General features: G+C 68.9%; 26 protein-coding genes and 1 other RNA gene. 6 read left to right on the top strand and 21 right to left on the bottom strand.

Going from position 1 to position 26263, the window contains the following annotated elements:
• Nucleotides 1-52: 52 nt before the first annotated feature.
• The 6 genes from FBZ89_RS30815 (at nucleotide 53) to FBZ89_RS30795 (ending at nucleotide 1812) form a co-directional block, all read left to right on the top strand.
• Nucleotides 53-190: a hypothetical protein gene (locus FBZ89_RS30815; RefSeq protein ID WP_186457285.1), complete on the top strand. Its 138-nt coding sequence runs from the start codon at nucleotides 53-55 to the stop codon at nucleotides 188-190.
• 33 nt (nucleotides 191-223) lie between these two features.
• Nucleotides 224-382, top strand: coding sequence for a hypothetical protein (locus tag FBZ89_RS30810; protein ID WP_186457284.1), 159 nt, complete (start codon nucleotides 224-226; stop codon nucleotides 380-382).
• Nucleotides 383-749: 367 nt separating this feature from the next.
• Nucleotides 750-887 carry a hypothetical protein gene (locus FBZ89_RS30805; protein WP_186457283.1) on the top strand — a complete coding sequence of 46 codons (138 nt, stop codon included), beginning with the start codon at nucleotides 750-752 and terminating at the stop codon, nucleotides 885-887.
• 78 nt (nucleotides 888-965) lie between these two features.
• Nucleotides 966-1097: a hypothetical protein gene (locus FBZ89_RS31905; RefSeq protein WP_281292014.1), complete on the top strand. Its 132-nt coding sequence runs from the start codon at nucleotides 966-968 to the stop codon at nucleotides 1095-1097.
• A gap of 362 nt (nucleotides 1098-1459) precedes the next feature.
• On the top strand, nucleotides 1460-1597 hold the full coding sequence (locus tag FBZ89_RS30800; protein ID WP_186457282.1) for a hypothetical protein: 138 nt from the start codon (nucleotides 1460-1462) through the stop codon (nucleotides 1595-1597).
• Nucleotides 1598-1674: 77 nt separating this feature from the next.
• The gene (locus tag FBZ89_RS30795) at nucleotides 1675-1812 is read left to right on the top strand and encodes a hypothetical protein (protein ID WP_186457281.1); all 138 of its coding nucleotides are present in this window, start codon (nucleotides 1675-1677) and stop codon (nucleotides 1810-1812) included.
• 172 nt (nucleotides 1813-1984) lie between these two features.
• Here the strand turns inward: FBZ89_RS30795 and lpxC are convergent, their stop codons facing one another.
• The 21 genes from lpxC to FBZ89_RS10040 form a co-directional block, all read right to left on the bottom strand.
• Nucleotides 1985-2941: a UDP-3-O-acyl-N-acetylglucosamine deacetylase gene (gene lpxC / locus FBZ89_RS10140; protein WP_145749877.1), complete on the bottom strand. Its 957-nt coding sequence runs from the start codon at nucleotides 2939-2941 to the stop codon at nucleotides 1985-1987.
• A gap of 496 nt (nucleotides 2942-3437) precedes the next feature.
• Complete coding sequence (gene ftsZ, locus FBZ89_RS10135) at nucleotides 3438-5204, bottom strand: cell division protein FtsZ (protein ID WP_145749876.1); 1767 nt, start codon at nucleotides 5202-5204, stop codon at nucleotides 3438-3440.
• Nucleotides 5205-5334: 130 nt separating this feature from the next.
• Nucleotides 5335-6612, bottom strand: a complete 1278-nt coding sequence (gene ftsA / locus FBZ89_RS10130; protein WP_145749875.1) for a cell division protein FtsA — start codon at nucleotides 6610-6612, stop codon at nucleotides 5335-5337.
• Between the two features lie 13 nt (nucleotides 6613-6625).
• Nucleotides 6626-7576, bottom strand: coding sequence for a cell division protein FtsQ/DivIB (locus tag FBZ89_RS10125; protein WP_145749874.1), 951 nt, complete (start codon nucleotides 7574-7576; stop codon nucleotides 6626-6628).
• Nucleotides 7564-8496, bottom strand: a complete 933-nt coding sequence (locus FBZ89_RS10120) for a D-alanine--D-alanine ligase (protein WP_145749873.1) — start codon at nucleotides 8494-8496, stop codon at nucleotides 7564-7566. The genes FBZ89_RS10125 and FBZ89_RS10120 overlap by 13 nt, the downstream gene beginning before the upstream one ends.
• Nucleotides 8497-8744: 248 nt before the next feature.
• The gene (gene murB, locus FBZ89_RS10115) at nucleotides 8745-9719 is read right to left on the bottom strand and encodes a UDP-N-acetylmuramate dehydrogenase (RefSeq protein WP_342780602.1); all 975 of its coding nucleotides are present in this window, start codon (nucleotides 9717-9719) and stop codon (nucleotides 8745-8747) included.
• A gap of 1 nt (nucleotide 9720) precedes the next feature.
• Nucleotides 9721-11151 (bottom strand): UDP-N-acetylmuramate--L-alanine ligase, encoded by a 1431-nt coding sequence (murC, locus tag FBZ89_RS10110; protein ID WP_145749872.1) that lies wholly within the window; start codon nucleotides 11149-11151, stop codon nucleotides 9721-9723.
• A gap of 106 nt (nucleotides 11152-11257) precedes the next feature.
• Nucleotides 11258-12349 (bottom strand): undecaprenyldiphospho-muramoylpentapeptide beta-N-acetylglucosaminyltransferase, encoded by a 1092-nt coding sequence (gene murG, locus FBZ89_RS10105; RefSeq protein WP_145750109.1) that lies wholly within the window; start codon nucleotides 12347-12349, stop codon nucleotides 11258-11260.
• 11 nt (nucleotides 12350-12360) lie between these two features.
• Nucleotides 12361-13485, bottom strand: a complete 1125-nt coding sequence (locus FBZ89_RS10100) for an FtsW/RodA/SpoVE family cell cycle protein (protein WP_145749871.1) — start codon at nucleotides 13483-13485, stop codon at nucleotides 12361-12363.
• Nucleotides 13482-14921: a UDP-N-acetylmuramoyl-L-alanine--D-glutamate ligase gene (gene murD, locus FBZ89_RS10095; RefSeq protein WP_145749870.1), complete on the bottom strand. Its 1440-nt coding sequence runs from the start codon at nucleotides 14919-14921 to the stop codon at nucleotides 13482-13484. Before murD ends, FBZ89_RS10100 begins: the two co-directional genes overlap by 4 nt.
• Before the next feature lie 9 nt (nucleotides 14922-14930).
• Complete coding sequence (gene mraY, locus FBZ89_RS10090) at nucleotides 14931-16013, bottom strand: phospho-N-acetylmuramoyl-pentapeptide-transferase (RefSeq protein WP_411861186.1); 1083 nt, start codon at nucleotides 16011-16013, stop codon at nucleotides 14931-14933.
• A 13-nt stretch (nucleotides 16014-16026) separates the two neighbouring features.
• Nucleotides 16027-17496 (bottom strand): UDP-N-acetylmuramoylalanyl-D-glutamyl-2,6-diaminopimelate--D-alanyl-D-alanine ligase, encoded by a 1470-nt coding sequence (locus FBZ89_RS10085; RefSeq protein WP_145749869.1) that lies wholly within the window; start codon nucleotides 17494-17496, stop codon nucleotides 16027-16029.
• Entirely contained in the window at nucleotides 17493-18974 is a 1482-nt protein-coding gene (locus FBZ89_RS10080; RefSeq protein ID WP_246172125.1) for a UDP-N-acetylmuramoyl-L-alanyl-D-glutamate--2,6-diaminopimelate ligase, read from the bottom strand. Before FBZ89_RS10080 ends, FBZ89_RS10085 begins: the two co-directional genes overlap by 4 nt.
• A 105-nt stretch (nucleotides 18975-19079) precedes the next feature.
• On the bottom strand, nucleotides 19080-20831 hold the full coding sequence (locus FBZ89_RS10075) for a peptidoglycan D,D-transpeptidase FtsI family protein (protein WP_145749868.1): 1752 nt from the start codon (nucleotides 20829-20831) through the stop codon (nucleotides 19080-19082).
• Nucleotides 20828-21532, bottom strand: a complete 705-nt coding sequence (gene ftsL, locus FBZ89_RS10070; protein ID WP_145749867.1) for a cell division protein FtsL — start codon at nucleotides 21530-21532, stop codon at nucleotides 20828-20830. Before ftsL ends, FBZ89_RS10075 begins: the two co-directional genes overlap by 4 nt.
• Complete coding sequence (rsmH, locus tag FBZ89_RS10065; RefSeq protein WP_145749866.1) at nucleotides 21529-22512, bottom strand: 16S rRNA (cytosine(1402)-N(4))-methyltransferase RsmH; 984 nt, start codon at nucleotides 22510-22512, stop codon at nucleotides 21529-21531. Before rsmH ends, ftsL begins: the two co-directional genes overlap by 4 nt.
• Nucleotides 22509-23003, bottom strand: coding sequence for a division/cell wall cluster transcriptional repressor MraZ (locus tag FBZ89_RS10060; RefSeq protein WP_145749865.1), 495 nt, complete (start codon nucleotides 23001-23003; stop codon nucleotides 22509-22511). The genes rsmH and FBZ89_RS10060 overlap by 4 nt, the downstream gene beginning before the upstream one ends.
• A 673-nt stretch (nucleotides 23004-23676) precedes the next feature.
• Nucleotides 23677-24107: RNase P RNA component class A (gene rnpB, locus FBZ89_RS10055), an RNA gene on the bottom strand.
• Between the two features lie 54 nt (nucleotides 24108-24161).
• The gene (locus tag FBZ89_RS10050) at nucleotides 24162-24857 is read right to left on the bottom strand and encodes an N-acetylmuramoyl-L-alanine amidase (protein WP_145749864.1); all 696 of its coding nucleotides are present in this window, start codon (nucleotides 24855-24857) and stop codon (nucleotides 24162-24164) included.
• Nucleotides 24858-24863: 6 nt separating this feature from the next.
• Nucleotides 24864-25736: a DMT family transporter gene (locus FBZ89_RS10045; RefSeq protein ID WP_145749863.1), complete on the bottom strand. Its 873-nt coding sequence runs from the start codon at nucleotides 25734-25736 to the stop codon at nucleotides 24864-24866.
• Entirely contained in the window at nucleotides 25733-26263 is a 531-nt protein-coding gene (locus FBZ89_RS10040; protein ID WP_145749862.1) for a GNAT family N-acetyltransferase, read from the bottom strand. The genes FBZ89_RS10045 and FBZ89_RS10040 overlap by 4 nt, the downstream gene beginning before the upstream one ends.

Below are 26263 nucleotides of genomic sequence, written 5' to 3'. Positions count from 1 at the left end.
CCCCTTGCTGATAGGGGAAGCATCAGCCAACCACCCTCCGATGGAGATCAAGATGTCGTCCTTCAATGCCGCGCCCCGCACCGCTTCCTTCCGTTTCTTCAAGTATCTGCCCAGCGCCGAGATGGTCGAGACTGTCGCCATGCTGGCCGTGGCGCTGGTGATCAGCGTCAGCGTCAACACGATGCTTTGAACCGACCATATCAGCTGAAGGGATACGAAAATCATGACCACCCGGACCGTCACCGCCGCGCGCAGCACTGAGACCGCCAGCCTGGCCGACCGCCTGGCCGCCATCCTGCCCCGCGCCGCCGCCGTGGTCGAAACCACCGGTATGCTGGCCGTCGCCGCCGTCATCGCGCTGTGCATCAACGCCATGCTGTAAAGCCCACAGGAATACGCGCGCCGCCCCTGTGCGTCATAAAAGGGGCGGCGCTGGCCGGATCGCCGGCACAACCGAAAAGGCCTTCTCCCCGCGTAGGGAAGAGGGCCTTTCGCTTTTGTGCCCGGCGCTATCAGGGCGCGCTGGCGGTCGGAGGAAAGTGTCCATAAACGGACAGTGTCCACTGCCGTACAGGACGGAATAGCTCATTTTCATATTAAATCGCCATTGTGGCTAGATTCTGGTGACGGCGCGGCGGCACGGTGATTGGCGGAACCCCGAACTCCAGGATTTCCGCCATTTCGATGGGTTGGCACGGCCCTTGCTGTTGTAGGGACATCACCGACCAACGATCCCGATGGAGAGAGAAATGACCGCCTTCGCCGCTTCCAGCCGCACCACTTCCTTCCGCTTTTTCAAGGTGTTGCCCGACACCGCCGCCGTCGAGGGCGTGGCCATGATGGCTGTGGCCCTGCTGATCGCCGCCAGCATCAACGCCATGCTGTAAGCCGACCCGGACCCTCACGCGCTTTTATCAACGACCATCGCCCGACCAGCGATCATCCATCATAAGGGGATAAAGATCATGACCACCGTCACCGCCACCGAGACCGCCGTCACCACCGGCCTCTATGCCCGCCTGTCCTCCTTCGTCGAGACCGCCGGCATGCTGTCCGTCGCCGCCGTCATGGCCCTGTGCATCAACGCCATGCTGTGAGGCTAGGCTGATCACTACGCGCGCCCTGCCGTGATTGGGGCGCGCCGGCCGGGGTTCCGGCGCAATCGAAAAGGCCTTCTTCCTGAATGGGGAAGAGGGCCTTTCGCTTTTGTGCCCGGTGCGTGTCAGGGCGTGCGCCAGCGGACAACGGGGGTGTTCGTAAACGGACAGTGTCCGCCGCCGTTCAAATTAGAATCGCTTATCTTCACACTAAATCGCCATTGTGGCCAAATTCTGGTGAGGGCATAGCGGCGCGGTGATTGGCGGACCCCCGAACTCCAGGATTTCCGCCATTTCGATGAGTTGGCACGGCCCTTGCTCTTATAGGGACATCACCGACCAACGCACCGATGGAGAGAGAAATGACCACCTTCGCCGCTTCCAGCCGCACCACTTCCTTCCGCTTTTTCAAGCTGTTGCCCGACACCGCCGCCGTCGAGGGCGTGGCCATGATGGCCGTGGCCCTGCTGATCGCCGCCAGCATCAACGCCATGCTGTAAGCCGACCCGGACCCTCACGCGCTTTATCAACGACCATCGCCCGACCAGCGATCATCCATCATAAGGGGACAAAGATCATGACCACCGTTACCGCCAACCAGACCGCCGCCGCCCTCACCAATGGTTTCGCCGCCCGCCTCACTTCCTTCGTCGAGGCCGCCGGCATGCTCTCCATCGCCGCCGTCATCGCCCTGTGCATCAACGCCATGCTGTAAGGCGCCGACACCATCCAGACCTGGCGGCCCGGTTTTCCGGCCGGAAACGGAAAAGGCCTTCTTCCCGGATGGGGAAGAAGGCCTTTTCGTTTGAGGCTCAGTGATTGGTGTTGTGTTTGATTTTGGTGCTTGTTGGCCGGACGGACGGCGGCGTGGTTCGTCTAATAGGGTGTCAGGCGGTGGCTGCCAGCAGCGGCTGTTCCCAGGCCGGGACGAAGGCCGCATCGATCTCTTCCACGATCTCGTAGGCGGAGGCGTCGGCGAACAGAGCGTGCAGCAGCTTGTTGTTCAGGGCGTGGCCGGAACGGATGCCGGAGTAGTGGCCGACGATGGCGTAGCCTGCCATGTAAAGGTCGCCCACGGCGTCCAGGATCTTGTGGCGCACGAACTCGTCATCGAAGCGCAGGCCGCCCTCGTTCAGGACGCGGTCACCATCGATGACGATGGCGTTGTCCATGGAGCCGCCCCGGGCCAGGCCGGCGCGGCGCAGCATGTCCACTTCCTGCAGGAAGCCGAAGGTGCGGGCCTCGGCCACCTCATCCTTGAAGCTGTCGGCCCCCAGGCGGACGAACCCTTCCTGGCGGCGGACGGCGGCGCTGGCGAAGTCGATCTCGAACGCGAAGCTGGAGCCTGAGGCCGGGGTCAGGGTGGCGACCTTCTCGCCCTCCACCACCGACACGGGGCGCAGCACACGGATGACGCGGCGGGCAGCCTCCTGCTGGGTGATGCCGGCGCACTCGATCAGGAAGACGAAGGGGGCGGCGCTGCCGTCCATGATGGGAACCTCGGCCCCGTCCAGGTCGATGATCAGGTTGTCGATGCCGCAGCCGCGCAGGGCCGACATGACATGCTCGACCGTGCCCACCGTGGCACCCGTGGCGTTGGCGACGACCGTGCACAGGCGGGTGTCGACCACCGCGTCCCAGCGGGCCGGCACGGCCGCCTGGGCCTCGCTGGCGCCACCGCGCAGCAGATCCACCCGGCGGAACACGATGCCGGTGTTCACCGGCGCCGGGCGCATCGTCATGGCAACGGGCAGGCCGGAATGCAGGCCGACACCGGTGCAATTGATGGGGGCCTTCAGCGTCTGCTGGCGGGCGGCGGTGATGGGTTCACGATCGGCGTACACGGTTCCAACTTCCTTATTCGGCCGTGATACGGTCGGGCCGGGGCCTTTCCTGCATCACGTACGCCCCAGGGTTATATCCACCGGGGACTTTGCGTTCGGACGGGGGGAGGCGGGCGGGGCGGTCCAACCGTGACCACCTCAATCGCGATGTGCGGGCCTACCATCCACGTCCGGCGACCGGTCCGGCTTGCGGTCGAATGATCGACCCTGCCGCCTTGCCGCCTTGGGCTGTGACGCCGGCCCCGGTGTTTAACCGCGTGTTGCGGTGCATCCAAAGCCGAACGTCACGCTGCCTAAGTAACAACGTAGGCGCCAGGCTTCAAATCACTCTTTGTTACCGAATGTTACGTGAAGCCATGCGTATCTACTTGAGCACAAATGCAAATTCGCCTTTTTTCCGCCGCAAATTAAAAGGGCCGCTTTCCCGTGGGAAGCGGCCCTTCACATGATGCAATGCAGTGACGTCAGTCACACGCGTGCCGGCAATTCGGCCCCGTCAGTTCGCCTGGCGGCGCAGGAACGCCGGGATGTCCAGCGAGCTGTCCTCGCCCGGGGCGCGGCCCAGGCCGGGCTCCTGATGCACGGCCGGCTGCTGGCGGGGGGCCGCCTGCGGGGCCGGGGCGTGCTGCTGCGCCGGCTGCGGGTGCTGAACCTGCGGCGCGTGCTGCTGCGGGGCGTAATGCGCGGCGGGGGCGGGCTGACGCTGCGCCGGCTGCGGGTGTTGGACCTGCGGGGCCGGGGCCGGATCATCGCCGCCGAAACCGAACATGCGCTGGAAGATACCCTTCTTGCGCGGTTCCGCCTGCGGCGGAGTGTAGCGCTCGGGGTTGGGCGCGCCCAGGCGCGGACCGGCATCGGCGGGACGGGGCGGGATGAAGCCGGCACCGCTGCGCTCACCCCTCAGGGCGCCGGGGGCGGGGGCGCGCATCGGCACCTCCGCCCGCGGGGCCGGCTGCTCGGCCACCGGCTCCGGCGCCATCTCGGCGGCCGGGGCCGCCATCGGGGCGGGGGCCGCCTCGACCGCCGGGGTGAAGGGGGCCGGGGCGGGTACGGCCATCTGCGGCGCGGGCTGCGCCGCCGCCATGGGGACTGCAAGCGGGGCCGGGACCGCCGGGGCGGCGGCCGTCGGCGCCACCGGCGCCGGGGTCAGGGCGGCGTGGTAGCTGGCGCCGGCTGGGCGCACGGGCGTGCTGACCGAGGGCGTGGCCGCCGGGGCGGGTGCGCGGCGCACGGCGTTGGTGCTGACCACCGCCAGCTGCGGGGCGGCCGGCTGCTGGCGCGGCTGCTGGCCGGCCAGGGTCTCGATGCCCGTCGCCACCACGGAGACGCGCATCTTGCCGTCCAGCTGGGCGTCGAAGGTGGAGCCGAAGATGATGTTGGCGTCGGGATCGACCTCGTCGCGGATGCGGTTGGCCGCCTCATCCACCTCGAACAGGGTCATGTCGTAGCCGCCGGTGATGTTGATCAGAACGCCGCGGGCGCCCTTCATCGACACGTCGTCCAGCAGCGGGTTGCTGATGGCGGCCTCGGCGGCCTCCACGGCCCGGCGCTCGCCGGTGGCCTCGCCCGTGCCCATCATGGCCTTGCCCATCTCCGTCATCACGGTGCGGATGTCGGCGAAGTCCAGGTTGATCAGGCCGGGCATGACCATCAGGTCGGTCACGCCGCGCACGCCGGAGTGCAACACGTCGTCGGCCATCTTGAAGGCGTCGGCGAACGTGGTCTTCTCATTCGCCACCCGGAACAGGTTCTGGTTGGGAATGATGATCAGCGTGTCGACGTAGCCCGCCAGCTCATTGATGCCGGACTCGGCGATGCGCATGCGGTGCGCGCCCTCGAAGTGGAAGGGCTTGGTCACCACGCCCACGGTCAGAATGCCCTGTTCCCGCGCGGCGCGCGCGATCACCGGGGCGGCACCCGTGCCCGTGCCACCGCCCATGCCGGCGGTGATGAAGCACATGTTGGTGCCTTCCAGGTAGGAGAGGATCTCCTCCAGTTGCTCCTCGGCGGCGGCGCGGCCCACGTCGGGGCGCGAGCCGGCGCCCAGGCCGCGGGTGATGGTGCTGCCCAGCTGCAGGCGCTTGGTGGCCTCGCTGCCGGTCAACGCCTGCGCGTCGGTGTTGGCGACCACGAACTCCACCCCTTCCAGGTTGGAGCGGATCATGTTGTTGACGGCATTGCCGCCGGCGCCGCCGACACCGAACACGGTGATGCGCGGGCGGGTCAGCACTTCCACCGGCGGAATGGTGACTTTGATGGTCATGGCGTTGTCCCCTCTGCGGAGCGTCCGGAATACGGTGCGGTTAGGTCTTGGGTCGGGTTCGTCGGTCTTCGGCCGGGACATCGCGTTCGCAATGGCGGTGGCCTGAATCTTTTGAGGGCGGTCGCCGGGGTCATAAATTGTCCCTCAGCCAGTTGCCCATGCGGCCCAGCCAGCCGCTGCCGCTGGGCTCCATCAGGGGGGCCAGGGCCGGGGCCTCGGCATGTTGCTGGACGGCATAGGCCAGCAGGCCCGCGGCGGCGGAGAAGGCGGGGCCGCCCACGGACTCCGCCAGGCCGCCGATCCGCAGGGGGCGGCCCAGCCGCACCTGTTTGTCCAGCACCTGCTGGGCCAGTTCGCGCATGCCGGGCAGTTGGCTGGCGCCGCCGGTCAACACCACGCGGCGGCCGGCCAGCTTGGCGAAGCCGGAGGCGTCCAGGCGGCCCCGCACGAACTCGAACACCTCTTCCAGCCGGGGCTGGATGATGCCGACCAGCAGGGACTTCGGCACGTGGTGGGCCTGGGCCCGGTCCTCTTCCCCGATCTGCGGCACGTCGATGATCTCGCGCTCGTCCGACGGGGCGGGCAGGGCGCTGCCGTACAGGGTCTTCAACCGCTCGGCATGGGCCAGCGGCGTGGTCAGGCCGCGGGCGATGTCGCTGGTGACGTGGCTGCCGCCGATGGGCACGCTGTCCGTCCACACCATCTTGCCGTCGAAGAAGACGGAGATGCTGGTGGTGCCGCCGCCCATGTCGATCAGGGTGACGCCCAGGTCCATCTCATCCTCCACCAGGCAGGACAGGCCCGCGGCGAAGGGGGACATGACGAAGCCTTCCACGCCCAGGTGGCAGCGCCCGACGCAGGAATTCAGGTTGCGCACCGGGCCGGCGGCGGCGGTCACCACGTGCAGGCGCACGCCCAGCCGCTCCCCCACCATGCCGCGCGGGTCGCGGATGCCGCTGGACCCGTCCACCGTATAGCCCACGGGAATGGAATGGATCAGCTCCGCATCCGCCGAGACGTTCAGGTTGCGGGCGTGGGCCAACGCCCGGCGCAGGTCGTGGTCGGTGATCTCGGAGCCGGAGATGCCCGTCTCCACCGTCAGGGTCTGGCTTTCCGGCTGGCCACCCGACAGGCCCACCAGCACCTCCCGGATCTGCTCGCCCGCCATGGTCTCGGCCGCATGCACGGCCGTGCCGATGGCGGTCTCCGCTGCCTCCATGTCCACGATGGCGCCGGCGCGCACGCCGCGCGACACCTGGTGGCCGATGCCGACCACACGGATGGAGCCGGGCTCCTCCACCCGGGCGATGAAGCACACGACCTTGCTGCTGCCCACGTCCAGGGCCGCGATGGTTCCGCCGCGCGCCACGCGCTTGGGCTTGGACCGGCCGGTTACGGTGAATGCCATGGTCTGGTCCGCCTCAGTTCTTTTTCGCCGCTGCCTGGCGCTTCTTGTCCGCGGCCTTCGCCGCCGCCTTGGCCGCGATCGCGGCGGGCGAGGATTGGACAACAAGCCGGTCCGGCACGCGCAGGTCGATGGCGACCACGTCGCGCTCCAAAATCTTATCCGATGCCTCAAGGGCGGCCAGCTGGTGCACGGCCGCCTCGAAATTCATTTCCGGCAGCCGCACTTCCAGGCCGCCCTTCAGGTGCAGGTCCCAGCGGCGGGCGCCCACCAGCACGGCGGCATCGACGCGCGACTGGATGGTGGGCTCGGACGCCAGCGCCGCCAGCAGGGCGCGGCCCTGCTTGGGCGCGCCCTCGCCCACCAGGATGGGCAGGTTGGGAAAGTGGTCCAGGTTATGGTCGGTCAGCACCGTGCCCTCGGCATCCACCAGGGCCAGTTTCTGCTCATGCTGCCAGATGGCCATGGGCTGGCGTTCCGTCAGCACGACGAACAGGGTGTCGGGCAGGCGCCGCTCGATGCGGGCGCTGGCGATCCACGGAATCTGCTCCAGCTGCTTGCGCGCGGCGTGCGGGTCGAAGCCCAGGATGGGCGACCCGCGCTCCACGCCCAGGGCCGCCAGCACCTGGGCGCCGTCGGTTTCCTTGCGGCCCTTGACCAGCACCTCCTGCACCCGCAGGCCGCCGCGCGCGGTCACGTCCAGGAAGGCGGCATCCACCGCGTTGCCGGCCGCGGCCAGCTTGCCGCTGGCCCATCCCCAAAGCACAAGGCCGCCGACCAGGGCCAGCGGCACGAGGGTGGTGGCCCGGCGGCCCAGGAACTGCTGCCAGCGCGGCACGGCGCGGCGGCGGTTGGCGGCCTGGGCGGCCTTCTGCGTCGTCCGCCGCGTCTCGTACGCGATGCGGCTGCGCGGGGTGTCGCCCTCGGGGAACAAGCCGGGGCTGGAAGGATGGGTCACCCGTGGCATGCCGCATGCTCCACAATCCAGCCGCACAGGTCGGCGTAGCTGAGGCCGACATAGGCAGCCTGTTCCGGCAGCAGCGACAGGGGCGTGAAGCCCGGCTGGGTGTTGGTCTCCAGGAAGCACAGCCCGGTGACGCCGGGCTTGCCGTCGTCCCAGCGGAAGTCGCTGCGGCTGACGCCGCTGCAGCCCAGGGTCTGGTGGGCCAGCAGGGCCAGGCGCTTGGCCTCCTCCGCCACCTCGGCCGGGATCTGAGCCGGGCAGACGTGCACGGCGTGGCCCTCGGTGTATTTGGCCGTGTAGTCGAAGAACTCGGTGCTGGCCACGATCTCGGTCACGGCCAGGGCGCGGTCGCCCACCACGCCCACGGTCAGCTCGCGGCCGGGGATGAACTTTTCCACCATGACGGTGTCGCCGTAGACCCAGTGCTCCGCCTCGATGGCGGGGCCGTTATGGCCCGCGCGCACGATACGCACGCCGACGCTGGAGCCTTCATCCACCGGCTTGATGACATAGGGCGGTTCCATGACATGGCCGGCCAGCACCGCCTCGCGGGCGGCGATCACGTCCTGGGCGATGGGCATGCCCACCGTGCCCAGCACGCGCTTGGTCATGGCCTTGTCCATGGCCACGGCGGAGGCCATGACGCCGGAATGGGTGTAGGGCACACCCAGATATTCCAGCACGCCCTGGATCATGCCGTCTTCGCCGCCACGGCCGTGCAGGGCATTGAAAATCACATCCGGCTTGGGTGTCAGCGCTGCCAGCAGGCCGGCCAGGTCGCGCTGCACATCCACGGCGCGCACGACATATCCCTTGGATTCCAGGGCGATGACGATGGACGCGCCGCTGACAAGCGACACCTCGCGCTCGGCAGACCACCCGCCCATCAGGACGGTGACATGCTTAGGCTGGTGACCACTCATCAAACGGCTCCCTATCGGCTGAGGCGGTTCAGCCAGGCGACACAATCCCTAGAGGATAGCCCACCTTTGCAGAACCGCTGGGAAACGCAACATTTTGTGAGTTTCTTGGCGCCTCTTTTTGAAAACCGCTAGCTATAGCGTTGAAATGTCCAGACCGGTGCAACCGGGGTATAACTACCCGTAGTCTTTCCCTATGTCCTCCGGACGGGTCGCAAATCGACTCGGCCGCCAGCGATTGCCGCACCCGCTCAGGACTGATTCGCGGGCCCCTCAACCGTGTCCAAGGGCACCCCGATGCGGCGTATTTCCCAGCGCAGGGTGATGCCCGAAGTTTCCAGGACGCGGCGCCGCACTTCCTCGCCCAGTGCCTCGATATCGGCCGCGGTGGCGTCGCCCAGGTTCAGCATGAAATTGGCGTGCTTTTCCGACATCTGGGCGCCGCCGACCACCAGGCCGCGGCAGCCGGCCTTGTCCACCAGGGCCCAGGCCTTCTCGCCGGCCGGGTTGGCGAAGGTGGAGCCGCCGGTGCGGGCGCGCACGGGCTGGCTGGCGGCCCGGGCGGTCGCGATCTCGTCCATGCGGGCCTGGATGGCGGCCTTGTCGCCGGCCGTCCCGCGCAGGGTGGCGGCGGTGAAGATCACGTCCTCGGGCACGCCGCAGTGACGATAGGTCAGGTGCAGGTCGTCGCGACCGTAGACACGGCGGCGACCCTGGCGGTCGATGCCCACGGCGCCCTCGATCACGTCCACCGTCTCTCCGCCATAGGCGCCCCCGTTCATGCGGATGGCGCCGCCGATGGTGCCCGGGATGCCGGACAGGAATTCCAGCCTCGACAGGCCGGCGGCCTGCGCCGTCTGCGCCACGGTCAGGTCCAGGGCGCCGGCGCCGGCGCGGACCCGGTCACCCTCGACGGAGACCTGGGCGAAGCTGCCGCCCAGGCGGATGACCACGCCGCGCACGCCGCCATCGCGGACCAGCAGGTTGCTGGCGACACCGATGACGGTGACCGGCACGTCGGCCGGGCAGCCGGCCAGGAACTGGGCCAGGTCATCCTCGTCCGCCGGGCGGAACAGCACATCGGCCGGGCCGCCCACGCGGAACCAGGTCAGGGGGCCCAGCGGGGCGTCGGGCGTCAGGCGGCCGCGCGCGGACGGCAGGCGGCGCAGCAGGGTGGTGCCCCGGCTGACCTCTCCTTCATCCATCGTGCGCCGTTCCGCCATCATCTCAGCCTTGGCTCCCCGGAATGGAGGTGCCGAACAGGCGGTCCAGCTCCGCCGGCAGGCCGTTGGCCCAGTTGGTGATGTTGCCGGCGCCCAGGCACACCACCAGGTCGCCCGGCCGCGCCATGTCGCGGATCATGGACGGCAGCGCCTCGGGCGAGGGCAGGGGCAGGGCGTGGCGGTGGCCATGGGTGCGCAGGCCATCGACCAGCGCCTCCTTGGTGACGCCGGTTATGGGCGTCTCACCGGCGGCATAGACGTCGGCGACGATGACGGCGTCGGCGTCGTTGAAGCAGGTGCAGAATTCCTCGAACAGGCTCTGCAGCCGCGTGTAGCGGTGGGGTTGGACCACGGCGATGGTGCGGCCGGTGCCGGCGGTGCGGGCGGCACTCAGCACGGCCGCGATCTCCACCGGGTGATGGCCGTAATCATCGATGACGGCGATGCCGTTGCTCTCGCCCGTCTTGGTGAAGCGGCGCTTCACGCCGCTGAACTTGGCCAGGCTCTGGCGGATGCTGTCGTCGTTGATGCCCATGTTCAGGGCGACGGCGATGGCGGCCAGCGAGTTCTGGACGTTATGCAGGCCGTACATGGGCAGGTGCAGGCCGGTGATGGTCCGCTCCTCCCCCGCCACGCGGTCGGAGACGACGACGTCGTAGAAGGCGCCCTGCACCGTGGTCTGCAGGTTGGTGGCGCGCAGGTCGGCCTGGGGGTTGAAGCCATAGGTGACGATGCGGCGGTCCACCCGGCTGATCAGGGCCTGCACCTCGGGATGGTCGATGCACAGCGCCGCGAAGCCGTAGAACGGGATGTTCTGCACGAACTGGTCGAAAGCCTCGCGCGCCTTGTCGAAGGTGCCGTAGAAGTCCAGGTGCTCGGGATCGATGTTGGTGACCACGGCGATGGTGGACGGCAGCTTGGTGAAGGTGCCGTCGCTTTCATCCGCCTCGACCACCATCCAGTCGCCAGAGCCCAGCTTGGCGTTGGTACCCAGGGCGTTGATGATGCCGCCGTTGATGATGGTGGGGTCGAAGCCGGCGCCGTCCAGCAGGGCCGACACCAGCGAGGTGGTGGTGGTCTTGCCGTGCGTGCCGGCGATGGCCACAGACCACTTCAGGCGCATCAGTTCCGCCAGCATCTCGGCGCGCCGCACCACCGGGATCAAGGCCGCGCGGGCGGCCATGACCTCGGGGTTGTCGCGCTTCACGGCGGAGGAGATGCAGACGACCGCGGCGTCGCCCAAATTCTCCGCCCGCTGGCCGATGGACACGGGAATGCCCAGGTCACGCAGGCGCTTGACGTTGTAATTGTCGGCCAGGTCGCTGCCCTGGACGGAATAGCCCAAGTTATGCAAAACCTCGGCGATGCCGGACATGCCGATGCCGCCGATGCCCACGAAATGAATGGTGCCGATGGACAGGGGCATTGCCCTCATTGGCCGTCTCCGCTGCGATAGGGGGAATGCGCGCGGGTCCAGCCCGCGGCGGCGGGACCATAGGCGAAGGGCGGCACCGTGGGGAAGCCTGTCTTACGAGGGGTGCTCATGCGGCGGCCCTCCCGCCACGGGCGATGTCCAGCACCGCGTCGGCCAAGCGCTCGGCCGCATCCGGAATGGCGAAGGAGCGGGAACCGGCGGCTGCCAGGACCAGCGGCGCCGGGTCGTCCAGGAAGGCGGCCAGGCGCTCGGCCAGGGCCTCGGCGGTGAATTGGGCGTGCGGCATCAGCCAGGCGCCGCCGGCCTCCACCAAGGCCTTGGCGTTGGCGGTCTGGTGGTCGTCCATGGCCTGGGGGTAGGGCACCAGGATGGCGGGGCGGCCGGCAACGGCCAGTTCCGCCACCGTTCCGGCACCGGAACGACATATGGCCAGGTGGCAGGCGTCCAGGCGGCCGGCCATATCGCGGAAGAAGGGGGCCAGTTCCACGTCAACGCCCAGGCCGGCGTACCCCTCCCGCGCCTGCTCCATGGTCTCCGGCCGGGCCTGCTGCTTGATGCTCAGGCGCAGGCGATGCTCCGGCGACAGGCGGGCAACGGCGGCGGGCAGGATGGTGCTGAAGACGGAGGCGCCCTGGCTGCCCCCCGTCACCAGGATGGACAGGGTGCCGGTGGGGGCCGTGTAGGGCCGGCTGGCGAGATCCAGGATGGCCGGGCGCACGGGGTTGCCGGTGCGCACGCTGGCGACGTGGCGGGGCAGGCCGCTGACCTGGGGGAAGGATGTGGCGATCAGCCGCGCGCCGCCGGCCAGCATCTTGTTGGCCCGGCCCATCACGGCGTTCTGCTCATGCAGCACCACGGGGATGCCCAGGCGCTGGGCCGCGAACACCGTGGGGACGGAGGGGTAGCCGCCGAAGCCCACCACGACGGCTGGCTTCAGATCCTTCAGAATACGGCGGGCCTGCATCGTGCCGGCCAACAGGGACAGGGCCGTGCGCGCCTTGGACACCAGTCCCCGGCCGGGCGTGCCGGCGCTGACCCGGTGCACCGGGATGTCGGACAGTCCCTCGCCGAAGGCGTGGCCGCGGGTGTCGGTCACCAGCACGACGGGCAGGCCCCCGGCACGCAGGGTGCGGGCCAGCGCCTCCGCCGGGAACAGGTGGCCGCCGGTGCCGCCGGCCGCCAGGACGATAGGGCCCATGGGGGAAGCGGTCACGGCAGGTCCCCCTGGCCGAAGCGCTTGCGGGTCAGGGCCAGCAGCATGCCGACGCCGATGCCCAGCGCGATGAGGGACGAACCGCCATAGCTGATGAAGGGCAGGGTCATGCCCTTGGTCGGCATCATGTGCAGGCTGGAGGCCATGTTGATGCAGGCCTGTAGGCCGAACTGCATGGCCAGGCCCGCCGAGCCCAGCATGACGAACAGGCTCTGCTCGCCGTACGCCCGGGCGAAGCTGCGCATCACCACCACGCCGAACAGCAGCACGATGAACAGGCACCACAGCATGCCCAGCTCCTCCCCCGCCACGGCGAAGATGAAGTCGGCGTGGGCGTCGGGGATGGTCATCTTGACGGTGCCCTGCCCGGGGCCGGTGCCCCACAGGCCGCCGTGCTGGAAGGCGTCCAGCGCGCGCTGGACCTGGTAGTTGTCGCCGGCGGCGGGGTCCAGGAAGCGGTTCACGCGGCTTTGCACGTGCGGGAACAGGAAATAGGCGCCGACTAGGCCGGACAGGCCGCACACCACCAGCACCGCCACCAGCAGGATGGGCAGGCCGGCGATGAAGAACTGGCCGAACCATACGGCGCTGACCACGAAGGTCATACCCAGGTCGGGCTGCATCAGCAGCAGGGCGACGATCATCAGGTAGAAGACGATGCAGACGCCGAAATAGACCACGTTGTTGGTGTGCCGGGCCTGGGCGAACATCCAGGCGGCCACCACGGCGAAGGCGGGCTTGATGAATTCCGAGGGCTGGACCGACAGGCCGGGCAGGTGGATCCAGCGCGTGGCGCCCTTGATCTGCACGCCCGACACCAGGGTCAGGGCCACACCCACCAGCGACAGCAGGAACATGATCATGGCCATGCGCCGCACACCCTTGGGCGACAGCAGCGACACGCCCACCATGATGATCAGGGTGGGGATCAGCATCATCACGTGATGCTGGATGAAGTGGAAGTTATCCAGGCCGATGCGCTCCGCCACCGGCGGGCTGGCGGCCTGGATCAGCACCACGCCGATGGTGGCGATGAGGAAGACGGTGGCCAGGGTCCAGCGGTCGACGGTCCACCACCAGCGGCCGATGACGGATTGGTCGGTACGCGACAGCGTGATCATGACGCCCCGTCCTTTCCGTTTTCCGACTGATCCGCCAACTGGCGCACGATGCGGACGAAGGCGTCGCCCCGCACCTCGAAATTGGGATACTGGTCGAAGCTGGCGCAGGCGGGCGACAGCAGCACCGTGCCGCCGCCGGCCTCGCCCTTTTTATCTTTTAGGGCCATGGCGTAGGCGGCGGGCACGGCCTGGTCCAGCGTGCCATAGCGGCCGTAGCTGACCTTGCCCTCCAGCCAGGGGGCGAATTCCTCCGTCGCCTCGCCGATCAGGAAGGCGTGGCGCACCCGGCCCATGAAGGGTTCCAGGCCGCTGAGCCCGCCCTCCTTGGCCTTGCCGCCAACGATCCAGTACATGTCCTCGTAGCAGCCCAGGGCCTTGGACGCCGCGTCGGCGTTGGTGGCCTTGCTGTCGTTGACGAAGCGGATGCCGTCGAGGGTGGCGATGGCCTGCTGCCGGTGGGCCAGGCCGGGGAAGGCGCGCATCGCCTCGGCGATCACCTCGGGCGCCACGCCCACGGCGCGGGTGGCGGCATAGGCGGCGCAGGCGTTCTGCCAGTTGTGGCGGCCGGGCAAGGCGGGGCACTGGCGCAGGTCGACCACGGCCCGGGCCTGGTCCCCGGTATCGTCCACCAGCACGCCGTCGGCGGCGTGGACGCCGCCCGGCACCGGGCGTTCCGAGGAGATGCGGATGACTGTGCGTCCGCCCTCCGCTTCCAGGCTGTCGGCCATGGCGGCGGTGTTGGGCTCGTCCACGCCCAGGATGGCGACGGGCGGGGCCTTCGACGGGTCGCGGGCGCCCGGCTGGAAGATCAGGCGCTTGGCGGCGATGTAGCCGTCCATGCCGCCGTGGCGGTCCAGGTGGTCCGGCGTGATGTTCAGCAGTACGGCGGCATCGAAGCCCAGGGAGGGCGTCAGCTCCAGCTGGTAGCTGGACATTTCAAGGACGTACACGTCGCCCTCACCCAGCGCCGGGAAGGTCAGGACGGGGATGCCCAGGTTGCCGCCCACGGCCAGGGTGCGGCCGGCATGGGCCAGGATGTGGCCGGTCAGGGCGGTGGTGGTGGATTTGCCGTTGGTGCCGGTGATGCCGACGTAGGCGGCGTCCGGCTGGGCCAGGCGCAGCAGCTCTACATCGCCGATGATGGGAACGCCCGCATCCTTGGCGCGGGCCGCCACCGGGTGCGGCGCCGGGAAGGTGTGGGGGATGCCGGGCGACAGCACCAGGGCGGCGACCCCGGCCAGATCAGCCTCATGCAGGTTGGTCAGGGGGATGCCGGCGGCCTCGGCCGCCTTCTGGCCTCCGGCGCCGTCATCCCAGGCCAGCACCTCGGCCCCGCTGGCGGCCAGCACGCGCGCTGCCGCCAGGCCGGATCGCGCCAAGCCCATCACCGCCACGCGGCGGCCTTTGAAGGAGGGAAGGAGGATGGGCTGGGACATGGGCGGGGCTTAACGCAGCTTCAGGGTGGACAGGCCGGCCAGGGCCAGGATGACGGCGATGATCCAGAAGCGGATGACGACGGTGGGTTCCGACCAACCCTTTTTCTCGAAGTGGTGGTGCAGCGGCGCCATGCGGAACACCCGCTTGCCCGTCATCTTGAAGCTGGCGACCTGCACGATGACCGACACGGTTTCCAGCACGAACAGGCCGCCGATGATGGCCAGCACCAGCTCATGCTTGGTGATGACGGCGACGGTGCCCAAGGCGCCACCCATGGCCAGCGAGCCGGTGTCGCCCATGAACACCATGGCCGGCGGCGCGTTGAACCACAGGAAGCCCAGGCCGGCGCCCACCAGGGCGCCGCAGAACACCGCCAGTTCGCCGGTGCCGGGCACGTGGTGGATCTGCAGGTAGTTGGCGAACACGGCGTTGCCCGAGAGGTAGGCGATCAGGCCGAAGCTGGCGGCGGCGATCATGATGGGCACGATGGCCAGGCCGTCCAGGCCGTCCGTCAGGTTCACCGAATGGCTGGATCCGACGATGACGAACACGGCCCAGGGCCCGAACAGGAAGCCCAGGGGGATCAGCACGTCCTTCAGGAAGGGCACGGCCAGGCTGGTGTCCAGCGGGCTCTGCGCCACATGCAGGTACCAGGCGGTGGCGACACCGGAGACGGCGATCATCGCCACCATCTTGCCCCGGCCGGACAGGCCCTTGGTGTTGCGCTTGGTCAGCTTCAGGAAGTCGTCGCCGAAACCCACCAGGCCGAAGCCCACCGTCACCAGCAGCACGATCCAGGTGTAGGCGTTGGTCACGTCCACCCACAGAACGGTGGAGATCAGGACCGAGATCATGATCATCAGGCCGCCCATGGTGGGCGTGCCCTTCTTCTTCAGGTGCGTCTCCGGCCCGTCGGTGCGGATGGGCTGCCCCGACCCCTGCATGGATTTCAGCCAGCGGATGACGCCTGGGCCGATGACGAAGCTGATGATCAGTGCCGTCAGCATGGCCCCGCCCGTCCGGAACGTGATGTACCGGAACAGGTTGAAAAGCTGGAAGTCGTCGGCCAGCGGGAACAGCAGATTGAACAACATGGGGCGGGTCTTAGCTCCCGGAGACGGCGGGTGAGGAGGAAGAGGGGGGCGGATGGTCCAGGGCCTTCAGGGCATCGACCACCAGCGCCATGCGGCTGCCGGCGGACCCCTTGACCATGACGATGTCGTTGGCGCGCACGGCGGCACCCACCAGCGGCGCCAGCTCGGCGCTGGTGTCGGTGTGGGCGCCCCGGCGCTCATGCGGCAGGCGGTCGAACAGATGGCGCATGTGGGGACCGCAGGTGAAGACCAGGTGCACGTCGGCGGCCACCAGCGCGTCGGCCAGGCCGGCGTGCAGCTTGGGGGAGTCGGCGCCCAGTTCCAGCATGTCGCCCAGCACCGCCACGCGGCGGCCACCGGGGCCCGGCTGTGTATGGCCCAGCACATCGGCGGCGGCCGCCACCGACACGGGGCTGGCGTTGTAGCTTTCGTCGATCAGGGTCAGGCTGCCGCCACCATGGGGATGGCTGGGCAGCGGCACGGTTTGGCGCACCCCCCGGCCCTTGACAGGCGCCAGCGTGGCCAGGGCCCGGGCGGCGGTGGCCAGGTCGCCGCCGGCCGCCGACACGGCCAGCAGCACGGCCAGGCTGTTCAGCGCCTGGTGGCGGCCGGGCACGGCCAGGGTGTAGCGGATGACCTGGCCCTGGATCTCGGCCGTCACGTCGCTGCCGGTCGGACCCAGATCCAGGTCGATCAGGCGGGCGTCTGCCCCGGCGGTGGCGCCGAAGCTCAGCACATGGCCGACGCCTTGGGTGCGGGCGGCGGCCAGCAGGCGGGCATATTGCGGGTTGTCACGGTTCAGGATGGCCGTGCCCTGGCGGGACATGCCCTCGAAAATCTCGGCCTTGGCGTCGGCGATGCCCTCGATGGAGGCGAAGAACTCCAGGTGCACCGCCTCCACCGTGGTGATGATGGCGATGTCCGGCCGCGCCATGCGCGACAGGGGGCCGATCTCACCCGCATGGTTCATGCCCAGCTCGAACACGCCGAAGCGCACGTCGGCCGGCAGGCTGGCCAGCGACAGGGGCAGACCCAGGTGGTTGTTCAGGTTGCCTTCGGTGGCGAAGGTGGGCCCCAGGGCGCCCAGCGCCGTGCGCAGGAATTCCTTGGTGCTGGTCTTGCCGACGGAACCGGTGACGGCGATGACCTTGGCGGTGGTGTTCAGCCGGGCCACCCGCGCCAAATCCTCCAGCGCCGCCAGCGTGTCGTCGACCACCAGCAGGGGCGCGTCGGCTGCGATGCCGTCCGGCACCTGGCTTACCAGGCAGGCGGCGGCCCCCCGCTGCAAGGCCACCTCGACGAAGGCGTGGCCGTCGAAGTTGGGGCCCTTCAGCGCCACGAACAGGTCGCCGGGGTTCAGGGTGCGGGTGTTGATGGAAATGCCGGTGGCGGCCCAATCGGCCCCCTGCGCACGGCCGTTCGCGGCGGCGGCGGCGTCGGCTGCCGTCCACAGCACGTTCTTGGTCGGGGTCGCGGTCATGCCGTCCCCCCGTTCAGGCCCAGCACGCCGCGGGCGACGGCGGCGTCGTCGAAGGGACGCACCTCCTTGCCCACGATCTGGCCCTGTTCATGGCCCTTGCCGGCGATGACCAGCACGTCGCCGGGCTTCAGCTCCCCGATGGCCTGCGCGATGGCGGCGGCGCGGTCGTCCACCTCGGTGGCGCCGGGGCAGCCGGCCAGCACCTCGGCGCGGATGGCGCCGGGGATCTCGGTGCGCGGGTTGTCGTCGGTGACGATGACGCGGTCGGCCAGGCGGGCGGCGATGGCACCCATCATGGGGCGCTTGCCCCGGTCGCGGTCGCCGCCGCAGCCGAAGACCACGGACAGGCGACCCTGGGCATGGGGGCGCACGCTGTTCAGCACCGTTTCCAGCCCGTCGGGCGTGTGGGCGTAGTCGACATAGACGGCGGCGCCATTGTCCAGCGTCGCCACCAGTTCCAGCCGGCCGCGCACACCGTCCAGCTGCGACAGCAGGCCGGCGGCGGCCTGCGGCTCGGCGCCGCTGCCGATGACCATGCCCAGCGCGCACAGGGCGTTCCACACCTGGAAGCGGCCCACCAGCGGCAGGACGATGTCGTGGCGGGTGCCCATAACCTCCAGCGTCAGGGCCTGGCCCTGGGGCAGGGGCCGCAGGGCCTTCACCGCCAGCTCGCGCCCCTGCTCGCCGAAGCCGATCAAGGTCTGCTTGCGGGCGCGCACCAGGTCGGCCAGGGCTTGAAACTCGGGGATGTCGGCGTTGACCACGGCGGTAGCACCACGCGGCATCACCCGGTCGAACAGCATGGCCTTGGCCTTGAAGTAGGCCTCCATGGTGCCGTGGTAATCCAAATGGTCGCGGGTCAGGTTGGTGAAGCCGCCCACCGTGACCAGCACGCCGTCCAGGCGGAACTGGTCCAGGCCGTGGCTGCTGGCCTCCATGGCCAGGTGGGTGATGCCGCCCTCGGCCAGGCGCGACAGGGTGCCGTGCAGGGCCACCGGGTCGGGCGTGGTCAGGCTGTCCTCACGCGGGAAGCCGGGGGCGATCAGGCCCAGGGTGCCCATGGCGCCGGCCTGATGCCCCTGCAGCGACCACAGCTGGCGGGTGAACTGCGCGGTGGAGGTCTTGCCGTTGGTGCCGGTGACGGCGGCGATGGTGGCGGGCTGGCGCTTGTAGAAGGCGGCCGCCAGCAGGGCGAAGCGCCGCCGGGGATTGGCGTCCTCGATCAGGCTGACGGGATGAGGCAGGTTTTCAGGCAGCCTGGTGCCCTTGGGCGCCAGCACGGCCACGGCGCCGGCGGCCACCGCCTGGGGAATGAAGTCCCGCCCGTCGCGGGCGCTGCCCGGCATGGCGGCAAAGAGCATACCCGGCTTGACCGCGCGGCTGTCGGCGGTCAGGCCGGTGATCTCGGGGTCCCGTTCCAGGGCCAGCGCCGATACGGCGATTTCGGTGCGCGATGCCATCAGATCGGTCAGACGCAAGGGTCCCTCTCACACGTGATGCCGGGGCGGGTTGATAGCGCGCGGCCCGGCATCGGTCGACCCCCACCTTACGGTGCCCTGTCGTGTGGGTTTCAGGGGGGGTGGTTAGTTGATGGCCATGGCCTGCAAAATCTCGGGATCGTTGCGGACCACCGGCTTCACCCCCAGCAGCGGCGCCGCCTGCCAGACGATGCGCTGCACCGCGGGGGCCGCGACCCAGCCGGCGGTGGCGAAGCCGAAGCTCTTCTTGTTGCCATGGGGCTCATCCACCATGACGAACACCACATAGCGCGGATCGTTCATGGGGAAGGCGCCGGCGAAGGAGGTGCGCAGCGACTTGTGGGCGTAGCCCTTGCCGCTGACCTTCTCAGCCGTGCCGGTCTTGCCGCCCACCAGATAGTCCAGCGTGTCCGCCGCCTTCAGGTCACCGGTGCCGAAGGCCGTCTTGCCCGTGCCCTCGGTCACCACCAGGCGCATGAGCTTGCGCAGGATGGCGGAGGTCTGGGGCGAGATCACCCGCGTTTCGGGAATCTCGGCGTTGGGGTCGCGCTTCAGCAGGGTGGCCGGGCGCATGATGCCGCCGTCGACCACGGCGGCCACGGCCGAGGACATCTGGATGGGGCTGACGGAGATGCCGTGGCCGAAGGCGACGGTCAGCAGGGTGGTGGGGCGCCAGGGGTTGGGTACCAGCGGGCCGCCGACCTCGGGGATCTCCAGCGACGGGGCCTTCAGCATGCCGAAGCGGCCCATATATTCCCGCTGCACGTCGATGCCGAACTTCTCCGCCATCTTGGCGGAGCCGATGTTGGACGACTTGCGGAAGATGTCGACCACGTCCATCCAGTAGTTGACCGGCTCGTCGTCGTGGATGGTGAAGCGGCCGATCTTCAGCGGGTGGCTGGTGTCGAAGGTCTCGTGCAGCTTCACCGTGCCGGTTTCCAGGGCGATGGCGGTGTTCAGGATCTTGAACACCGAGCCCATCTCATAGACGCCCAGGGTGGCACGGTTGAACTTCGACTCGTCGTGCATCTCCCCCGGGTTCTGGGGGTCGAAGTCCGGCAGGCTGACCATGGACAGGATTTCGCCGGTCTTGATGTCCATGATCAGGCCGGCGCCGCCGATGGCGTTGAAGTCCTGCATGGCCTGGGTGATTTCCTTGCGCACGATGTGCTGCAGGCGCACATCGACGGACAGGCGCAGGGGTTCCGCCTGCTCGCGCAGGCGCTTGTCGAACGACTGCTCGATGCCCATCAGGCCGTTGTTGTCGATGCCGGTCAGGCCGATCAGGTGGGCGGTCAGGCTGCCCTGCGGATAGATGCGGTGCTCCTCCTGCTGGAAGAACACGCCGGGGATGCCCAGCTTGTTGACCTCGAATTCCTGGCGGGGCGTCAGGTTGCGCTTGATCCAGACGAAGCGCTTGTCGCCCTTCAGGTCCTTCAGCACCTGGCGGTAGTCGAGGTCCGGCAGGGTGGCCACCAGCTTGCGGGCGGCCTCCTCCGCATCGATCACCAGCTTGGGATCGGCGTAGGCGGACGCGGTGGCCAGCGAGGTCGCCAGCAGCACGCCGTTGCGGTCGGTGATCTCCGCCCGTGTGACGGGCAGGGGGCGGGCGGTGGCGTTCTCCGCCACCGGCGGCTCCGCCTCGCGGCTGAACACCATGGTGTCGGCCAGGCGGACGCCGATGGCGCCCAGCACCAACGCGAACAGGGCGGCCGTCACCAGAAGGCGCGACCGGCCCTGCTCCAAGGCGTGGCTGGTGGGGTTGTTCAGGCGGACCCTGCCTTCCGACCTGGGGGCCTGGATGCGCTCCATGCCCGCGATGTCGAAACCGGTCAGGGAAAAGGGCGCATCACTCATCGGGCGGCCCCCAGCTTGGCGCTCAAGGTCTGCTCCGCCATCAGGATGGGCTTGGCCTTGGACTTGGCGGCGCTGCCGGAAGCGGAGGCGAGGGTGACCTTGCCGCCAGCCTTGTCGGCGGCGTCCAGGCTGGCCATCAGGGCGCCGATGCTGTCCACCCGCTCAGGCTGCTTCGCCGCCTTCACGGCGGGGGCCGGCTTGCCGGCGGCGGCCTTCACCGGGGCGGACGTCTGTACGTCCGGCGCCTTCAGCGCCACGACCTGGGCCTTGGGCGCGGGCGCCGGGGCGGCCTGGGCGACGGCGACCTGCACGACGGGGGCGGCCGGCGCCGCACTGGCGACGTAGGTGGACTCCGGCACCGGGGCGGGCCCCGGGGTGGGCTTCGCCTGGTCCGCCGGCGCGCTGGGAACCGGGGCGGGCGCCTCCGGCTTCATCGGCACGGCGGCCAGGGCCACCATCTGCTCCGCCTTGGTGGGGCGCAGGGTGGAATGCTCGGTCGCCAGGCGCTCCAGCCGGGTGGGATCGTTCAGGTAGGCCCATTCGGCACGCAGCACCTGGATGGACTGCTGCTCCTGCGCGATCTGCCGGTTGAGGGAGGCCAGGTGCTCCTGCTCCTCCTGCACGCGGTAGCTGGTGTGATAGAGGATGCCGCTGGCGACGGTGGCGAGGCACAGCCAGACGAGCGTGGACTTGCCTATCATGCTGCTTCTCCCATGGGCCAAGCGGGGGCGTTGGTGCGTTCGGCGGCGCGCAACCGAGCGGATCGGGCGCGCGGATTGTGGCGAAGTTCAGGTTCGCCCGGGGTAACCCCGCTGCGGCCCAGAAGACGGAAGGTGGGGGCGGGCCCGCTGTGCGCGGCCGGCATGTGGCGCGACGGCGCGCCCTCCGACCCGCTGCGCTGGCGCAGGAAATCCTTCACCCGCCGGTCTTCCAGGGAATGGAAGGAGACGACCGCCAGATGGCCGCCGGGCGCCAGCACCCGTTCGGCCCCGGCCAGGCCTCGGTCCAGCTCCCCCAACTCGTCATTCACGTGCAGGCGCAGGGCCTGGAAGCTGCGGGTGGCGGGGTCGATGCCGTCCTTCTTCGAGCGGGGAACGACACCACGGATGATGTCCGCCAGTTGCGCCGTCGTTTCGATTCGGGACGTGGCGCGGGCGGCCACGATGGCGCGGGCCACGCGGCGGGACAGGCGCTCCTCGCCCAGGCGCCACAGGACGGTGGCGATGTCGGCCTCGGCGTAATCGTTGACCACGTCGGCGGCGGTGGGGCCGCTCAGGCTCATGCGCATGTCCAGCGGGCCGTCAAAGCGGAAGGAGAAGCCGCGCGCCGGGTCGTCGATCTGGGGGGAGGAGACGCCGATGTCCAGCGCTACGCCATCCACCGGGCCGATGCCGTGGGCGGCCAGCAGTTCGGCCATGTCGCCGAACCGGCCCTCGATGATGCGCAGGCGGCCGGGGAAGCGGGCCAGCAGGGGTTCCGCCCGCTTGATGGCGGCCGGGTCGCGGTCGATGCCGATGACCTGGCAGTCCGCCGCCTCCAGAATGGCGCGGGTATAGCCGCCGGCGCCGAAGGTGCCATCGACATAGACGCCGCCGTCGCGCACAGCCAGGGCCGCCAGCACCTCCGCCAGCAGGACGGAGATGTGGACCTGGGGTCCGCCGGGGGTATCGGTCTCGCTCACTGCGCACCCCCGCCATTGGCTCCGGCCGCCAGGACCGAGTTGGTACGGGCCAGGATGGTGGACAGCGAGATGTTCTGGGCGCGGCTGCGGTCGCGGCTGGCGGCCTCATGGACGGAGAGGGCGTCGGGGTCCCAGATCTGGAAGGTGTGGCGGCGGCCCACGAAGGCGGCACCTTCGGTGATGCCGGCGAAGGCCAGGAAGTTTTCCGGCAGGACGATGCGCCCTTCGGGGTCCACGGCCAGGCGGACGGATCCGCCGAACACCGTGGTTTCAATCAGGTCGCGCATGTCGTCGGGCATGTTGGGGTTGTCCAGCGCCTCGGACAGGCGATCCATGTAATCGACGCTGCAGGCATCGATGGCGTTAGCCTGCAGGGACCGGAAGACGATCAGCTCCGTCTGCCCACCAAGGACGCCGCGGAAGGAAGACGGGACTGAAACCCGACCCTTCTTGTCGACCTTGTTTACATATGTGGACAGGAACAAGCCCATCGATCCCCGCGTCTCCAGCGCCTCCGCGCCCCACCCGATCCGGCACCAGTCCCAGTTTCAGAATGCGCCGCCCGTCCGGGTAAGACCGGATAGGCCTGCGCGCCCTGTTTTTGGGTCCATATGGGGTAGCATGGGAACTTATGGGCGTCAATGGGAGGACTTGGCTCAATGCTTGTCCACACGGCGTTTTTCCACAGTTGTGGAAAACGTTCTTCTTACCAGCGCATCTAAATCGAACGGGTAGGTCCTTCCCCCATATATTCGCGGGTTTCCGCCGAATCGAATAGCCTTCGGATAGGGGATACCTATCCTGTGGATAAGGGGGTCGGCCGCGCAACCGTTAGTGAAACGGCGCCCAAATCTTTTGGATAAGCCACCTTGGTTATTCGGGGGCTGGCTTTAGGCCCAAGTACTCGTCGGTTTAGGGCCTGGCACCAAATATGGTAAGGGAAAGGTCATAGGCCGCGATATGTAGCCGGCGGCAGTCGTTTTACCGCCCTTTCCCATGAATTCCCATGCGGCGCCCAAACGACGCTGAAAATCCCATGCCGTCCCATAAGGCGGTGGAGTCACGGGAGCTGTGGCGCGTTTTCCCATGCGATCCCACGCCCGAACCGCCCCTGGCGGGCGGCGATGGGTGGGGATGGGAAAATCCCCATCTGCTGGATTCAAATCTGCCAGATGGCCTGTAAGCCGGGTTCTGTCCTCCGGCCCGTCCCCCTGTGAAAGGGGCGGCGGCCGTGGGATGGCCATTCATCTGGGACGCCTGTCGCCAGGCGCCTCGCGCGACCTACCCGGGCGGCGGCTCGGAAGATGCTTTGGCCGGTTGCCCGGCCGTGCCGCCCCTATTCGGTCTTGCTCCCGGTGGGGTTTACCGTGCCGCCCCTGTTGCCAGGGGCGCGGTGCGCTCTTACCGCACCCTTTCACCCTTGCCGGCCCCCCGGTCCCCCGAAAGGGCGGGCGGCAGGCGGTTTGCTTTCTGTGGCACTTTCCCTAGGGTCGCCCCCGCCAGGCGTTACCTGGCACCGTTCTTCCGTGGAGCCCGGACTTTCCTCCCCCCGACGGCTTTCGCCATTGTCGGAAGGCGGCCATCCGGCCATCTGGCAGGCGGCGACCCTAGGCGCATCGACCGGGGGATGCAAGCGCCGATGGCGGGGGTTAGCGCCCGGATTGAGCCAGCAGGCTATGCAGCCGTCGCACGGTTTCCGCACCGGCCGGCTCGTTCAGCGCCTCCGGATGCCAATGGCGCTGGAAGGCGGTCAGCGTCTCGGTGAAGGCCGCGATGGCCGGGTCATAACCCAGGCGCGCGAGCAAGGCCGCGACCTGCGCCTCGCCGCCGTCCCATCCCGGCCCCCGGAAGCCGCCGTCCGGCCATAGGCCGATGCCGGCACGGGCCAGGGCCGGCCAGTCGAACAGTTCGCCCGGGTCCTGCTTGCGGGCGGGCGCCATGTCGGAATGGGCGATGACGTTGCCGGCCGGGATGGGGTGGCGGGCCAGGATGCCCCGGCACAGCTCGACGACAGCCCGCATCTGGGCTTGCGGGAAGGGGCGGTAGCCGTATTCGTGGCCCGGGTTCACGATTTCCACCCCGATGGAGCGGTTGTTGACGTCCTGGGCGTCCCCCCAGGCGCCCCGGCCGGCGTGCCAGGCGCGGCGACCCTCATCCACCAGACGCCAGACCGTGCCGTCCTCCCCCACCACATAATGGGCGCTGACCTCCGCCGCCGGGTCGCACAAGCGGTCCAGCGCCGCCTCGGCCGACAGCATGCCGGTATAGTGCAGCACCAGGATGTCGGTGGCGGTTCCTTCCGGGCGGGGGCCGTGGTTGGGGGAAGGGCGGTCACGCAGGGCCATGGGTTCTCAGCTCGCCGTTCGGGCCGTCACCAGGCGGGGGCGGCGCAGCAGCACCACGCCCACGCCGGCGATGGTCACCAGCGTGCCCGCCGCCAGGTGCCAGGACAAGGGCTCACCCAGCAGGATGACCCCGCCGGCCACGCCGAACACCGGAACCAGCAGCATGAAGGGCATGGTCTGGTTCACGGCGTAGCGCTGCATCAGCGGGAACCACAGCACATAGGCCAGGATGGTGGAGACCAGGCCCATGAACAGGATGGAGGCCCAGGCCGCCGGCGGCGCGCTCTGGATGGCTGCCCACTGCCCGTCCTCCAGCACGGCGGACATCAGCACCAACTGCGGCACGGCGAACAGGGCCATGTAGCCGTTCAGCGTGAACGGGTCCATGGGCGGCATCCATTTCAACTGGATGCTGGAAAAGGCGAAGGCGGCGGCGGCCAGCACCACCAGGCCCAGATGGGCCGGATCGTCTGTGCCGCCGGGGTGGTAGGCGATGATGCCGACGCCGGCGATGGCCGCCGCCATGCCCACCGCCCGGCGCCAGCCCAGCCTGTCCTTGAAGAACACCGCCGCCATCAGCGACGCGAAGGGCACCTGCAGCTGGATGGCGACGGAAGCCGCGGCGGCGCTGCATCCCATCAGGCCGCTGAACACCAGGGGGAAGTGCAGGCCCCCCAGCACGACGGAATAGGCCAGCACCGGCCGCACATGGGCCCAGGGCAGCCGGCGCCAGGGCACCAGGACCAATGCCACCAGCGCGAAGCGGATGGCCATGGCGGTGACGGGATGGAACTGGCGCAGCGCGAACTTGGAGACGGAGAAATTGATTCCCCAGATGGCCACGACGACCAGCGCGCGCAGGATGTCCAGGGGCCTCACGCGCCGCTCTCCTGGAAGAGCGCAGCGATGTCGGCCAGGGGTCGAAACAATTTTCGAAGAGTGTCGGGAAGGGTGAGAAAACTCATGCGTTCGTAAAAGCGACGGGCGTTGTCGTCGTAGGCGTCCACGAGCAGGGCAAACGACGCGATTTCACTTCGCACACAGCGCCGCATCGCGTCCGCCAGCAGATACCCGCCATATCCGCGGCCATGATAACGCTTGTCCACTGCCAATCGGCCCAGCAGCGTGGCCGGCACCAGAGGATAGCGGGGCAGTTTACGGGCCGTTTCCGCCGGCAGAGCCGCCAATTGCAGGGATGTGGCGGACAAGGTGTAGTAACCGGCAACCGTGCCGTCCGGCAGGACGAGAACAAATGGGGCGGCGATGTTCTTGCGGGCATCCTGCCCTATGTGCGTTTGGAAATAACGATCCAGCGCGTCCACGCCGCTGGCGAAGAAGCGTCGGTCATGCTGTGGACCGAGCACATCGACCCGCAGCGACTCCAGTCCAGGATTGGTCTCCGCCAT

Origin of the sequence: Nitrospirillum amazonense, from assembly GCF_007828045.1 — a bacterium.
Classification (GTDB): domain Bacteria; phylum Pseudomonadota; class Alphaproteobacteria; order Azospirillales; family Azospirillaceae; genus Nitrospirillum; species Nitrospirillum amazonense_C.
Note: the sequence above shows the minus strand (reverse complement) of the source record. Positions and strands in the feature narration are given on the sequence as shown.

Coding starts and splice junctions, on each gene's coding strand:
- FBZ89_RS30815 (WP_186457285.1), top strand. CDS start 53: ATGTCGTCCTTCAATGCCGCGCCCCGCACCGCTTCCTTCCGTTTCTTC.
- FBZ89_RS30810 (WP_186457284.1), top strand. CDS start 224: ATGACCACCCGGACCGTCACCGCCGCGCGCAGCACTGAGACCGCCAGC.
- FBZ89_RS30805 (WP_186457283.1), top strand. CDS start 750: ATGACCGCCTTCGCCGCTTCCAGCCGCACCACTTCCTTCCGCTTTTTC.
- FBZ89_RS31905 (WP_281292014.1), top strand. CDS start 966: ATGACCACCGTCACCGCCACCGAGACCGCCGTCACCACCGGCCTCTAT.
- FBZ89_RS30800 (WP_186457282.1), top strand. CDS start 1,460: ATGACCACCTTCGCCGCTTCCAGCCGCACCACTTCCTTCCGCTTTTTC.
- FBZ89_RS30795 (WP_186457281.1), top strand. CDS start 1,675: ATGACCACCGTTACCGCCAACCAGACCGCCGCCGCCCTCACCAATGGT.
- ftsZ (WP_145749876.1), bottom strand. CDS start 5,204: ATGACCATCAAAGTCACCATTCCGCCGGTGGAAGTGCTGACCCGCCCG.
- ftsA (WP_145749875.1), bottom strand. CDS start 6,612: ATGGCATTCACCGTAACCGGCCGGTCCAAGCCCAAGCGCGTGGCGCGC.
- FBZ89_RS10125 (WP_145749874.1), bottom strand. CDS start 7,576: ATGCCACGGGTGACCCATCCTTCCAGCCCCGGCTTGTTCCCCGAGGGC.
- FBZ89_RS10120 (WP_145749873.1), bottom strand. CDS start 8,496: ATGAGTGGTCACCAGCCTAAGCATGTCACCGTCCTGATGGGCGGGTGG.
- murB (WP_342780602.1), bottom strand. CDS start 9,719: ATGATGGCGGAACGGCGCACGATGGATGAAGGAGAGGTCAGCCGGGGC.
- murC (WP_145749872.1), bottom strand. CDS start 11,151: ATGAGGGCAATGCCCCTGTCCATCGGCACCATTCATTTCGTGGGCATC.
- murG (WP_145750109.1), bottom strand. CDS start 12,349: ATGGGCCCTATCGTCCTGGCGGCCGGCGGCACCGGCGGCCACCTGTTC.
- FBZ89_RS10100 (WP_145749871.1), bottom strand. CDS start 13,485: ATGATCACGCTGTCGCGTACCGACCAATCCGTCATCGGCCGCTGGTGG.
- murD (WP_145749870.1), bottom strand. CDS start 14,921: ATGTCCCAGCCCATCCTCCTTCCCTCCTTCAAAGGCCGCCGCGTGGCG.
- FBZ89_RS10085 (WP_145749869.1), bottom strand. CDS start 17,496: ATGACCGCGACCCCGACCAAGAACGTGCTGTGGACGGCAGCCGACGCC.
- FBZ89_RS10075 (WP_145749868.1), bottom strand. CDS start 20,831: ATGAGTGATGCGCCCTTTTCCCTGACCGGTTTCGACATCGCGGGCATG.
- ftsL (WP_145749867.1), bottom strand. CDS start 21,532: ATGATAGGCAAGTCCACGCTCGTCTGGCTGTGCCTCGCCACCGTCGCC.
- FBZ89_RS10060 (WP_145749865.1), bottom strand. CDS start 23,003: ATGGGCTTGTTCCTGTCCACATATGTAAACAAGGTCGACAAGAAGGGT.
- FBZ89_RS10050 (WP_145749864.1), bottom strand. CDS start 24,857: ATGGCCCTGCGTGACCGCCCTTCCCCCAACCACGGCCCCCGCCCGGAA.
- FBZ89_RS10040 (WP_145749862.1), bottom strand. CDS start 26,263: ATGGCGGAGACCAATCCTGGACTGGAGTCGCTGCGGGTCGATGTGCTC.